Source organism: Pseudoalteromonas sp. SG43-6, assembly GCF_014164365.1.
Taxonomy (GTDB): domain Bacteria; phylum Pseudomonadota; class Gammaproteobacteria; order Enterobacterales; family Alteromonadaceae; genus Pseudoalteromonas; species Pseudoalteromonas rhizosphaerae.
Genome location: NZ_JACJEZ010000016.1, coordinates 30993 through 45142 on the forward strand (window position 1 = coordinate 30993; position 14150 = coordinate 45142).

Annotated in this window: 8 protein-coding genes; 2 read left to right on the forward strand and 6 right to left on the reverse strand. The window is 41.7% G+C overall.

Translation table 11 applies throughout. The features are described from left to right. Positions 1–38 precede the first annotated feature (38 nt). Positions 39–6209, forward strand: coding sequence for a pectinesterase family protein (locus H5201_RS08705; RefSeq protein ID WP_182784270.1), 6171 nt, complete (start codon positions 39–41; stop codon positions 6207–6209). 639 nt (positions 6210–6848) lie between these two features. On the opposite strand, the gene H5201_RS08710 is transcribed toward H5201_RS08705, so the two are convergent. The 6 genes from H5201_RS08710 to H5201_RS08735 form a co-directional block, all read right to left on the reverse strand. Further along, on the reverse strand, positions 6849–7868 hold the full coding sequence (locus H5201_RS08710) for a LacI family DNA-binding transcriptional regulator (RefSeq protein WP_145239108.1): 1020 nt from the start codon (positions 7866–7868) through the stop codon (positions 6849–6851). A 190-nt stretch (positions 7869–8058) separates the two neighbouring features. Then, a complete protein-coding gene (locus H5201_RS08715; RefSeq protein ID WP_145239111.1) occupies positions 8059–9360 on the reverse strand; it encodes a TRAP transporter large permease in 1302 nt (433 codons plus the stop codon). Continuing rightward, positions 9360–9848, reverse strand: a complete 489-nt coding sequence (locus tag H5201_RS08720; RefSeq protein WP_145239113.1) for a TRAP transporter small permease — start codon at positions 9846–9848, stop codon at positions 9360–9362. Before H5201_RS08720 ends, H5201_RS08715 begins: the two co-directional genes overlap by 1 nt. A gap of 9 nt (positions 9849–9857) precedes the next feature. After that, positions 9858–10835, reverse strand: coding sequence for a TRAP transporter substrate-binding protein (locus H5201_RS08725; RefSeq protein ID WP_259397119.1), 978 nt, complete (start codon positions 10833–10835; stop codon positions 9858–9860). A 41-nt stretch (positions 10836–10876) separates the two neighbouring features. Further along, complete coding sequence (kduI, locus tag H5201_RS08730; protein WP_145239116.1) at positions 10877–11719, reverse strand: 5-dehydro-4-deoxy-D-glucuronate isomerase; 843 nt, start codon at positions 11717–11719, stop codon at positions 10877–10879. Positions 11720–11742: 23 nt separating this feature from the next. Further along, positions 11743–12507: an SDR family oxidoreductase gene (locus H5201_RS08735; RefSeq protein WP_145239119.1), complete on the reverse strand. Its 765-nt coding sequence runs from the start codon at positions 12505–12507 to the stop codon at positions 11743–11745. A 185-nt stretch (positions 12508–12692) separates the two neighbouring features. On the opposite strand from H5201_RS08735, the gene H5201_RS08740 reads away from it, so the two are divergent. Then, positions 12693–14150 (forward strand): tagaturonate reductase, encoded by a 1458-nt coding sequence (locus tag H5201_RS08740; protein WP_182784272.1) that lies wholly within the window; start codon positions 12693–12695, stop codon positions 14148–14150.

A 14150-nucleotide genomic window follows, 5' to 3' on the forward strand; every position in this document is an offset into this window, starting at 1 on the left:
AACGCGTTAATGACGCGCTTTCATCCTTGGAGGGATGCATGAATAATACAATAAAAATACCATCGTGTTTGCTGATCACCGCGATCTTAGCAGGCTGCGGTGAAGATAGTTCTATCAATGTCAAAGAAGCCCCGTTACCACCAATGCAAGGGGTATTTGTTGACAGCCCTGTTGCTGGTTTAACCTACAACAGCCCATCAATAAGCAATGGTGTAACAAACGCAAATGGACAATTCGATTACTTTAGAGGTGAAGCTATCGATTTCTCAATTGGTGCACTTACCTTCCCTACGGTCTCTGCCGCCAATGTATTAACTCCACTTGCTTTATTTTCGACAGATACCGTGTTTCATCCTGCTGTTATTAATAGTTTGCGTTTATTACAGTCACTAGATGTTGATGGTGATCCTAGCAATGGCATCACCATCAGCGAGCAAGCAGCACAAGCAGCCGTTATGACTTTAGCCGAAGGACAAACGATTACGGACTATTTTAGTAGCGATGAGTTTGAGGCAAACGTTAATGCGTGGCTCGCTGATGCAGGCTCAGCTAATAATACCTTAATTCCAGCTGATCAAGCGATTGTGCACTTTGTTGATTTTATTTTTAAGCAATACAACAGCACCCAACCTTTAGCATTTAATACTGCCGATTTTAGCGGAACATTGTATAACCCATTAGTACAAGGCAGTGAGGCAAGTATTGCACAGTTGATATTAACACCCGTTGATGAAGCAAACCTTAGTGGCACATTCAGCCAAGTAGTGGATGGTAGCGAAACAGTAACAGGCAATTATTCGTTTTTATTTGGTAATCGCGTACTTGCACTGACCTCAGGTGAAGGCGAATCAGCTACCACAGAGTATATAATTTCTCGTTCCCATAATACGGTTAATAATACCTATAGTGTTTGTGCCACCATCGATCCAAGTGCATTGGCAACACTGGTGCTTACTTGTGATAGTAATGATGATGCTAAAAACAATATTTTAGTGTTCTCCGAACAACAAGCTCAAGAAGAGTTAATCAAACTCAACGATTTAGCTCAGCAAGCTGGTTTAGCCTTAATTGAAGAGTTTGATACTGACACTGAAACATTTTTCTCATCGAGCTATAAAAGCTTATCGGATGAGCAAGGCAGCGGCCCGTTATATTTTAAAAGTGGCGGTAGTGCAAAAATTGACGATGTAGCAGGCCAACTAATTCTTGAAGGCGACCGTATTACCATCGGTAATACCCTGCCCGGCAAAGAATCAACAGCGACTGATAGCTCAGGTGTGGGGATTTATAATTTAAGCGAAGGGTTTACCATTAGCTTTGATGTTGTTTCTCATAATAGTGCTGGTGGATTATCGCTTTATGTTGATAATAATACTGCCAGTCAAAGTAATTCAGTGCATGGCGGTGCTTCAAAGTTTTATGGTAAAGACATAAACGAAACCAACACCCCTGCAGGTCAACGGTTTTCATATACCTACATTCCAGGCGAAGATGTAAATACTGGCCCTGATCTGACTCATGTCGATGCCCGCGGTATTTTAAATCCTGAGATTAAAAATTCATATTTCCAAATACGCACTGATTCAGCGGCAATGATTGTCATTGATAACTTAACCATTGAAACAGTGGCAACCGACGTACCAGATGTTGAACCACCGGTTGAACCACCGATTGATCCTCCTGTGGAAGGTGAGATCCCAACAGTAGAATTACCAATTACCACTGACTTTACCGCACTTACTGCGGATATTTTCTCTGTTGATCATCAAAAAATTATTGATGCAAACGGCGATGAAATCCCCATGTTTAGCAAAACAGGCGGCTCAGTCACTGTGATTGATACTGGATTAGAACTCAATGGAGGTCGTTTCACATTAGGTAACACCACCCCAGGTATTGAAACAGCAGCAACGGATACCACCACCAGTGGAGCGCTGGATTTGTCTCGTCCTTATCAAGTGGTGATGGATATTGTCAGTATAAGTGACCCTGAAGGTGATAATAAATTCCAAATTTATGTGGATAACAACTCATCAAGCAGTTCTAAATCAATCCATGGTAATGACTCACGTTTTTATAATGAATTGATCAACTCGCTTACTGCTGGTCAAACTTTAACAGTACCCGGAAAGCTTGCGACTAAAAACTCATTTTTACAGTTACGTACCGAAACAGGCGGCACTGTGGTTATCAATAACCTCAGAGTTGAGTATGTTAAAGATCCATCTGTATTTAGCTGCACGGATGCACCTGAACTGTATTTTTGTGATGACTTTGCCAATGGTGATTTAAATAATTGGCAAATTTTAGCCAAGCCAGATAACACTGAAGCCCCAATGGGTGAGTTTGATGTACTTGATATCATGGGTAATAACATGATGCGATACACCGCAGGCGGTGCTGGGGGCGAGCTAATTTTAGCCACTGAAGAAGCTATGGCAAACGTGCCTTCGACAGGTAACTACTTTGTTGAAGCGAAAATTCGCCCGCGCCAGAACTCTACCACGGCCAATAAGCAGATCTTTTTGATGGCACGCTATTTAAATTCCGGTAATTGGTACGCCGGTGGCTTAAATGTGCAAAACTCATCAAGCAGTACGCAAGTGGAGGTTGCCGTTAGTAGCGAAGGGTCGATTGCGCGTCCAGTGCAAACAAAATCACCAATCTTACTCGGTGAAAAAGGCGCTACAGAAGACGGCGTTTGGTACACCACTCGATTTGAGATGATTGATGATCAACTTACCGTATACTTAGATGGTGAGAAAATGGGCTCTGCGACTGATACCAGCTATACAGCGCGTGGCTTAATTGGTGTGTTTACGAATAATCGTTCGTTTGAAATTGATGATGTAAAAGTGGGCGACCCTAGTATCAAGCCAATTCAGTTAACCCTTGATTACAAAGAGCCTAATTGGGACACAAGTACCAGTATGGATCCATTGTTGATCAACGTTACAGCGATTAAAAACGACGGTATCACAGCCGACACCTACACGGTCACTTCAAGCAATGAAGCAGTGGTGAGCGTTACAATCGATGCAAATACGATCACCCTTACACCGATTGCTGCAGGCGATGCAACGATCACATTTGTATCGGATTCAGACCCAAGTATTACCCGTACTATTAAAGTCTCTGTTGCAGAAGGCTTTGTTATGCCAACTGCTGACTATGGTGATTTAACAGCTAAAGTAATGCCAGCGATTGCTAGCGATAACCAATTTGTTGATACCCAATTATCGCTTACTTTTGATAACGCCCCTACCTTTGGTAGTTTAGGTGAAGTTCGTATTTATAAGCAAAACGACAACACCCTAGTTGATACCCTCAAAGTGGGTAAAAATGTCGATGTGATAGGCTACACCGGCCAGGATAAAGTCCGCTCTGTGTACTACTACCCGCTCACAATTGAAGGCAATACCTTAACCATTAAACCGCATAATAATGTGCTTGAATATGGCCATACTTATCGTGTTGTCATTGGTGATGATGTGGTATTAGGCGCACAACTCAACGGTACTGATTTTATTGGCCTCGGTGATAATAGCCAATGGACGTTCACCACTAAAGTGACAACGCCGGCAAGCAATCAACTATTGGTTGATGATGACGGTGTAGCTGACTTTAGAACCGTGCAAGGTGCACTTAACTTTGCAATGGCAAATCTTGCTAAAGATGAGCAAACCACCATTTCAGTCAAAGATGGTGTATATAATGAACTGCTATTCTTACGTAATAAAAATAACGTAACTATACAAGGGCAAAGCCAAGACAATACTATTATTCAGTACGAAAACTTCGAAACACTCAATGGTGGCTCAGGTGGCAGTGCGCCTGTAGGTTCTGGCACACCGGGTGGCGGTCGTGGTGTATTCTTAGTTGAAGGTGCGGATATGTTAGTGATCAACAACCTAACATTGAAAAACACGCATTTGCGTAACAAGGTTGATTCAAACCAAGCTGAAACAATTTACTTTAATAGTAATGGTCGTTTAGTGGCTAATAATGCCAGCTTTATTAGCGAACAAGATACCCTATTACTGAAAGGTTATAGCTGGTTCTACAACAGCTTAGTTGCTGGTAATGTTGACTTTATTTGGGGCTACCCAGTTACCGCATTATTTGAAAGCAGTGAAATACGCACTATAGGTGACTCTAAAGACAATGACCCAACGCAAGACACCTCTGGAGGCTATGTATTACAAGCACGCGTACCTGTGCAAACAGATCCTGGCTTTATCTTTTTAAACAGTAGTTTTACTCATGGCCCAGGACCAATTGGCAATGGTGTGTTAGATAATTCAACCTATATTGCACGCAGTGGTGGCAGTGACACATATTTCGATAACATAACGCTTATCAATAATAAGTTTGATACCCACATTGCAACCTCAGGTTGGGCTGTGCAAGGTGTTAACAGTCAACCTGCACCAAATCCAGAAATTGCAACGGCTACCAGTGGCTGGCGCGAGTATGGCAGCATGGATTTAGCAGGTAATGCCCTTGATTTAAGTGCCCGTGTTGGCGGTTACATTATGCAAGACAGCGACGTGGTTAACTTACTTGAGCGTAATGCTATTTTTGCAAGCTTTAATGATGGCCAAGGTTGGACACCTGAACCACTAGCAATCCCAATCTTGCCAGATGAGCCAATTGCAATTACACCGGTGAATAATAGTCTGGGTTTTGCTGGTTATAATTTTAACCTAACCGCTGGCGAAGGTGGAACAGTCGTGACCGTTGATAATGGCACAGCGCTTAAATCGGCTTTAGCACAAGCAAAATCATCAGGTGTTCCAGTGACTATTTATGTCGACGGTGTCATTACTGATGCAAACAGTGGCGGCGATAATTCTTCTATCGAAATTAAAGATATGGATAATATCTCAATCATTGGTGTGGCAGATCGTGGTGAGCTAAGTGGTATCGGCATTGCTATTCGTCGTGCTAATAACATCATTATCCAAAACTTAAAAATCCATGAAGTACTTACCGGCGGTAAAGATGGTATTTCGATTGAAGGTGATGAAAATAAACCTACCGCGAATATCTGGATTGATCATAACGAACTCTATTCATCGTTAAATGTTGATCAAGATTATTATGATGGTTTAATCGATTCTAAATCGGGTGCTGAAAACATTACCATTTCATATAACTATATTCACGATAGCTGGAAAACGTCACTCCATGGTCACAGTGATGATGACTCGAGCAGCAACAAGAATCGTCATATTACCTTTCACCATAACCGCTTTGAAAACATCATATCGCGTGTTCCGTTGTTTAGATTTGGTCTAGGCCATATATTCAACAACTATTATAACAATATCACCTCTAGCGCGATTAACTCACGAATGGGCGCAGAGCTACATATTGAGAATAACTACTTTGAGCATACTAAAAATCCTGTGGTCTCTTTTTACTCAAAAGTAATTGGTTATTGGAATACCTCTGGTAACTACCTAGGTGAAGGCGTTACTTGGGGTGATGTGGCTGACGGCGATGTGGCAGCAGAGGTTACTGCTACAGGTATGACACCCACCAGCTCATACCAAGCACCTTACGAGTATAAGTTAACTCCAGTAATGGACGTTAAAGCGCATGTTATTGCCCATGCCGGTATTGGTAAAATAGATCAAAGCGATTTAGACATCCCAGACATTGCAGCGCCAAGTGAGCCACCTGTGCAACAGCCGCTTGGTTTACCATTTACTGAAAATTTTGCCGCAGCAAATGCTGACGAATTTTTTAGTAATAGCTACCGCGACCTATCAGGTTTAGCGGGTACGGGGACCCCGCTGTTTCATCGTGTCACTGGCACAATCGATGTATCCGCTGGGCAACTAACCATGACAGGTGCACGTATTAGCATTGCCAATACCACCCCTGCGGTGAATACCACCTCAGCGGATGCAAGCACAACGGGTCTACTTGATTTAAGTAACAACTATCAAGTGAGCTTTAAAGTCGCGGCTGTAGCAGGTAACACCGCAAAAAGCTTCCAAATATATGTAGATAACAATACCTCAGGTAGCGCTAATTCGATCCATGGCGGCTCTTCAAAGTTTTATTCAGTAAAACTTGAAGAGCTCGTCCCTGGTCAAACGTACACCGTCGATGGGTTGGTAGCCACAGCAACCTCATTCATCACTCTCAGAACGGAAAGTGAAGCAACTATCACATTGGATGAGATAACCATTCAGTAGTTGTAATGAGAGCAGCCAAGCGCTGCTTTAAGACAATTTGATAGTTACCAATACCCTTGCCCCGCACAGCAAGGGTATTTTTTTATCCATATCATTCCTTTCTCTTTGCGCAACAAAATCTTCAAGTTAATAATTCACAAAGAGATTAACAGGCGCTGCGGTTAAAGAGCTAGCCTCCATTAAAAATGGGGGGATTACCCTAGGGCATGAAGTTAACGTTATTAAATTGAGTTAGTAATTTTTCAAGTACGACTGCATAGATGCAGGAGGTAGAGCAATGCAGGAGTAATTGCCAAGAACACCCTATCAAAATTTCTGCCTTGGTATCACTGTATTTATCTGTCGCTATAAATGGTCAGTAACTTAATACAATTGATATCAGCCGGGGCTTACAGCGCACAAAATGTTCCAGATATTAAAAACGAGCGCTATGCATTTTATCCTTTAGGCAGCATATCGGCCGTTTCGTTTAACAGCGATATTTCATGCTATTTTATCAAAGGTGCTCCTCAAATTTAATTAACTCATTAATTAAATCAAAAAAGTATATTGGATTACGGATAGAAGTAAGCGCCCTACTGTCAGTTAGGCGCTTTATATGTCTGTAACAAAAAGGTTATTATGGGGGGGTAATCGGTACTATTTAGCGCATCTGTTAGTAGATTCACGCTTCACTAAATAAGGAGTGACTACGTCATCTAATTTAATTTTTTCACTTTGTGTCGATTGGCTTTTATTAATGAGTTTTTGCACCGCTAAACATGCCATATTTTGTACCGGTCTTCGAATAGTCGTTAGCGATGGAATGATCCGTGAAGCCAAAATATTATCATCAAAACCTGCTACTGATAGCTGTTCTGGTACTTTGATATTTAAATTACTGGCAACCCGTAATACCCCAGCCGCCATTTCGTCGTTGTTAGCAACAATGGCCGTTGGTCTTGGTTCAGTGCTTAACAATGTCATAGCGCACTCAATACCACTTTCGTAACTATTTTTGCCTTCAATAATACGATTTCCTGGCAGTTGCACATTACATTGTTGCAGTTCAGCTAAAAATCCAGCTAAGCGTTCGATTGAAGAACGATAAACTTGCGGTCCAGAAATAAAACCAATGTCTTTATGACCAAGTTCAACCAAGTAGCTGGCCATTTCTTTCATTGCTGCGCGTTCGTCTGAGACCACAATATTATCAGCATCATCTAAATCTACCGATGCTAAGCGCACATAAGGACAACCTGCTTCACGAATTGCTGCAGCCAACTCTTTGTTTTCAGATACTGGCGGTAAAATAATCACGCCATCAAGCTTAGAGCGAGAGATAAATGACAGGCAATCGTCAATAAATTCAGCACTTTTAGAGTAACTAGGATGAACAACCAATTCATAGCCAAGTTCAGAGCAGACGCTTAATGCACCTCGTTGCACCTGATCAATATACAATGCATCGGGGTTATCATAAATTAAACCTAATAAGTAAGAACGACTTGATGCCAGCCCCCGAGCTTGTTTGTCAGGAGAAAAACCAACTTCGCTGATAATTTTAAGCACTCGCTCTCGCGTCGCTTCACCCACAGCGGGAGAGCGGTTGATCACACGTGAAACTGTGCGCTTTGAAACACCACACAGCTTAGCTACATCATTAATCGTTACTGACATAAAAGTTCCTATTTAGGATGATTGCAAAGTTTAACACTAACCGTAGATCCATAGAAGTAGTTAGTCAGCTCTTGTTATACATTGACTACTTTGATTTAAAAGAAAAATGGAGCTGTTGAGCTCCATCACAGATTTGTTTGATTAAGTTGGCCTAAACGCTGGCAAATAAATTATCCCAAGTTCAGGTTAGTTACTCGATTAAACCAAATAAACGCGGTAACGTTTCACTGATCGCCGGTACATATGTAACCAACATCAATACCAGAAACATCACAGCATACAGCGGCATCATTGGCTTAATTATTTTATGTAACGATGTTTTCGCCACCGCACAACTGACAAACAGTACACTCCCAACTGGCGGAGACACCAAGCCAATTGATAAGTTTAATACAATCATAATCCCAAATTGAATCGGCGACATACCAAATTGCTCAGCTACCGGTAAAAAGATCGGTGTAAAAATCAATACCGCAGGCGTCATATCAATAAACGCGCCAACCAAAATTAAAATCAGATTGATTAACAACAAGATTAAAATCGGATTATCACTGAGTGTTAAAAAGAACTCACTGACCAGCTGTGGAATATGTGTGTATGACAATAACCACGACATGCCCGAAGACGCGGCAATGATCAGCATTACAATAGCCGTTGTTTCACAAGCTTTTAGTAATATAGCAGGCATTTCAGCTATATTGATTTCTTTGTAGATAAATACCGACAGTATTAAAGCATAAATAACGGCAATAGCGCCGGCTTCAGTTGCGGTAAATACACCGCCAATAATGCCGCCAATAACAATAAAAATAAGCAACAAGCTTGGCAAAGCTGCGAGTATTTTTTTCATCACAATGTTAAATGGCAGTCTTGCTGTTACTGGGTAGTTGTTTTTAATCGAGTAAATAGCGCAAACAATCATCAATGCCAGCCCTACTAAAATACCCGGTAAGTAGCCGGCAATAAATAATGCCGCAATCGACACCCCACCACTGGCGATGGCATAGATAATTAAAATATTACTCGGTGGTATTAACATGCCCGTAGTGGCTGCACTTGCGGTAACCGCCGCAGCAAAACTGGCACTGTAACCATGTTTTTTCATTTCTGGCACCATAAAACTACCAATCGCCGATGTGGCTGCAACGGCAGAGCCTGATATTGCACCAAATAACATGCACGACATTACATTTACGAGTGCCAGGCCGCCGGGTAAAAAGCCTATCATCGCCATAGCACATTCAATCAGCCGTTTAGCAATGCCGCCTTGACCCATTATCAATCCAGACAAGATAAAAAATGGGATTGCCAATAATGCGAAACTATCAATGCCACCGGCCATTTGTTGGGCTATGGTCGTAGTGGCAGGCGTAAAATCAATGTGCATTAATAGCGCTGCTAATGTTGATAGCGCAATACACAAAGAAATAGGTACATTAATAAATAACAATACAAAAAAACAAACGATTAAAACAATTGCTGTTAAGTCCATTACGCTTCCTCCGTGAATTTTTGCTGTGCATAATTGATCAGGTTTTCAATGCAATTAATCACAATCAACACCCCGCTCAGCGGTAAAACGATATACACATAACCCATGTTGATCTCAAGCGCCGCTGAGGTTTGCTTTAATTCAAAGCTCAGCATCATCAATTGGCTGCCGCCATACACTAAAATACTTAATGCTGTGATCAGCACGCAGATTTCGATTACAAATGAACACTTATACCTAAGTGACGGGATCATTTTTTGATAAAACAGATCAAGTCCTAAATGTGCTTTAGTACGATACGCATACGAAGCGCCCAAGACACCAATCCAAATCAGGATAAAACGCGCTAACTCTTCGGTGTATGAGCTCGGTGCACGTAAAATAAATCGTGAAAATACTTGCCAACAAACAACGGTTACAATTGCTATCATGGCCAAAATCAGTAATCGCTCTATGATGCGATTTAAGTGTGTGTTGAGTTGTCGCATTGTTTGCTCCTACATGCTTTTTATTTTTTTAATGTGAGCTGCAACCGCTGTATCAGCGAACGAAGCATGAAAATCAGCCACTTTATCTTGAAACGCTTGTTTGTCAGGGTAGGTCACTTGTACGCCTTCTGCGATAACTGCTTTAAGCGCCTCATCAGATGCGTTTTGCCACAATGAACGTTGGTACTCAACAGAGTCGGCCATCGCTTGGGTTAACCACTGTTGTTGTTCGTTGTTAAGTGAGTTCCAAACTTCTAAGCTTGCTAAAATTACATCTGGAACAAAGGTATGTTCGTCCAGCGAATAATATTTAGCGATTTCGTAATGACGAGATAAGTAATAGCTTGGCGGATTGTTCTCTGCGCCATCAACTACACCTTGTTGCAGTGCGGCATATAATTCGCCCCATGCAATCGGTGCTGCAGCGCCGCCTAAAGCCTGCACTGTTGCTACTGCTGTAGGGCTATTTAACACGCGAATTTTTTTACCTATTAAATCATCTGGGGTATTAATCGCGCCATTGGTGGTGTAAAAGCTGCGGCTGCCTGCATCGTAATAGCCCAAACCTTTAAGCCTTGCAGTGCTCACTTTATTAAGTAGATCGGTGCCTAAGTCACTTTTAAGTACACGCCAAAAATGTTCACTATCGCGAAACAAATACGGAATGCCAAACACTTTCATCTCAGGTACAAAGCCTTCCAGCGGGCTTGCCGATACTTTAGTGATTGATAAACTTCCAATTTGTAACAACTCAATGAGTTCACGTTCAGACCCCAACTGACCACCTGGATAGATAACAATTTCCATTGTGCCATTTGAATAAAATGCCAAACGTTCAGCCATATATTCCATTGCTTGATGCACCACATGGCGGGTGTCTAATGTATGTGCCAAAGTTAATCGCACTGTTTTTTTGTCATCAGTGCAACTAGTTAGCAAAAATAACGACAAAACTAGCATTATCTTTATGAGAAGATTTCTATTCATTATTATTTCTTCTTATCGCTATATGATCATTAAAGAGCTGATTATCTCAGCTCGCTTGGTTGATATTTATCCATATCATCATAATCGAGGTTTTCACCAGCCATGCCCCAAATAAAACTGTAGTTTTGTGTGCCAGCACCTGAGTGAATTGACCATGGTGGCGATACCACTGCTTGCTCGTTATGTACCCAAATATGGCGAGTTTCAGTCGGCTCGCCCATAAAGTGACACACCGCTTGCTGCTCTGGCACTTCAAAATAAAAATACACTTCGTTGCGACGATCATGCTGATGAGCTGGCATGGTATTCCAGACGCTGCCTGGTTTTAATTCCGTTAGCCCCATTTGTAGTTGGCATGTTTGTACTACGGTATTGATCAGCATCTGATTAATATCGCGCTCATTGGAGGTTTCAAGCGCACCTAAATGCAATACATTGGCATCATTACGTGTCACTAACTTATTTGGATATTTGTGGTGAGCTGGTGCAGAATTAAGATAAAATTTTGCCGGATTGCCACTGTCATGACTAGTAAACAGCACCTCATTGGTATCTTTACCTAAATACAAGGCATCTTTATAGCCAAGCTGAAAATCTTCTCCATCAGCAGTCACCGTGCCGCTGCCGCCAACATTGATCACACCAAGCTCTCTACCCGTTAAAAAGTTTGCTGCTTTTAAGTTGTCTACCGTTTCTAACCTAAGCGGTGCGCTGGTTGGCACCGCACTGCCCACCATAAAACGCTCGTAGTGAGTGTATAACCAATAAATGGTGTTCTCTTGCATGAGTTTGTCGACCAAAAACTCATCTCTTAACTGTTGGGTGTCATAGCCTTTAACTTCATTTGGACCAACGGCATAACGTGACTCTATTTGTGTGCTCATAACATGCTACCTAAAATTAAAAATTATCGTGCTAACCAGCCACCATCAACCGCGAGAATATGGCCATTGACATAGTCACTGGCTGTTGATGATAAAAATATGGCTGAACCAATTAAGTCTTCTGCTTCACCCCAACGCCCCGCAGGGATACGCTTTTCAATTTCACTATTACGAGCGGCATCATCTTGTAATGCTTGGGTGTTATCGGTTCTAAAATAACCTGGCGCAATAGCATTAACCTGAATATTGTGTTGCGCCCATTCGTTTGCCAGCGCTTTAGTCAGACCCGCTACCGCATGTTTGCTCGCGGTATATGCTGGGACTGTCATACCGCCGCTGTATGACAGCATTGAGGCAATATTAATTATTTTGCCAAACCCTTGTTTGATCATGTTTGGCGCAACCGCTTGGGCCAATAAAAAACTGGCATCAAGGTTTACTTTCATCACGTTCTGCCATTGCTCATACGGGTAATCCACCGCAGGGCTGCGAAATATTGTGCCGCCAACATTAACCAAAATATCAATACCGCCATGATTAGCTAAGGCTGTAGCTGCTAAGGCATTCACTGAATCCGTATTACTCAAATCAGCTGCATAATCATACGCCTCACCACCGCGCTCTTTGATCATCTGACACGTTGCTTGGCAGCCGTGCTCTTTACTACTACTGCAAATAACCTTGGCGCCAGCAGCTGCTAAACCCAGTGCAATTTGTTGACCCAGTCCGCGGCTTGCACCGGTGACGAGTGCCGTTTTTGAAGTTAGATCAAACAAAGTGGCTGTCATTTTAAATTCCTGTATAAAGTGTTTATTACGTAATTACTAATTCAATGTAAATTGAATTGACTAAACTTGTTAATACCCATTCTTCGCTACCGGTGGCAATTTGTCAAATATTATTTGCCACCGGTGGCAAATATAGCTAAGATGTAAATATCAATCAGCCCATATAACGTTTATAGGTTCATATTATGCAAGCACTGAATAGAAAAAACTTTAATAAAAACAAATACCCAACAAAAATAATGCAATACGGTGAGGGGAATTTCTTGCGTGCATTTATCGATTGGCAAATTGATAAACTCAATGAAACAAGTGATCTAAACGCCGGCGTTGCGGTGATCCGCCCTATTGATTATGACGCAATTCCTTTACTTAATGTTCAAGATGGTTTGTATACCACTATTATTCGTGGCTTAAACGAGCAAGGTGAAACCGTCGCCGATCACCGTATTATTAGTTCAATCAATGAAGAAATTCCTGTCTATAAAGATTTTCCGCGTTATATGGCATTAGCTGAGAATCCGGATCTGAAAATTATTTTTTCAAATACCACTGAAGCTGGTATTGAATATATTGATACTGATAGACTTGATGACGCTCCCGCTAAAGCATTCCCAGCTAAATTAACGCAGTGGTTGTTCCATCGCTTTAATCACTTTAACGGCTCAGCTGACTGCGGCATGGTGATCATCCCTTGTGAGTTAATTGACTACAACGGCGAGAAACTCAAAGAAATCGTGTTTCAATACTGCCAACTTTGGCAACTACCTGAGGCGTTTTCAAGCTGGTTGAATGAAGCTAACCACTTTTGCTCAAGCTTAGTTGACCGTATTGTCACTGGCTTCCCCCGTGATGAGCATCAACAACTACAAGAATCGTTAGGTTATTTAGATAACTTTATGGTGACCGCTGAGTACTTTCACTTGTTTGTTATTCAAGGACCGCAGCATCTAGCTGAATTATTATGCTTGCAAGACAGTGATCTAAATATAAAAATTGTTGATGATATTTCACCTTACAAACAACAAAAAGTCGGTATTTTAAATGGTGCTCATACGGCTTTAGTGCCACTAGCTTACATGGCGAACATTGATTCTGTGGGCGATGCGCTGGCCGACCCTCTGTTTGAAAAATACTTAACCCAGTTAATCTTTGCTGAAATTATTCCCACTCTTGATTTACCTGAAGATGAATTAAAGCGCTTTGCCAATGATGTACTGAACCGCTTCAGAAATCCGTATATTTGCCATTTATTACTGGCTATTTCACTCAACAGTATGACTAAATTTAAGACCCGTATTTTGCCGCAGTTGCACACCTATGTGAAAACAAATAACGCCGTACCGAATATGATGGCATTGGCTATTGCAGGGCAAATTTTGATGTATAAAGGCCTACGTAATGAGCAGCAAATTGAATTGAGCGATGCCCCACAATGGTTAGAACTATTTAATACCCTGTGGCATGACTTTGATAACAACACCCTATCCTTAAACACGCTTGTTGAACAAGTACTAGGGGCACAATGGCATTGGGAAAGTGATTTAAATGGACTTCCTGAATTAACTGCCACCGTTACAGCTCACCTACGTAATATGCTCACTGAAGGTGTAGCAACTACGCTTACTAACCAGTTAGGCCAATAA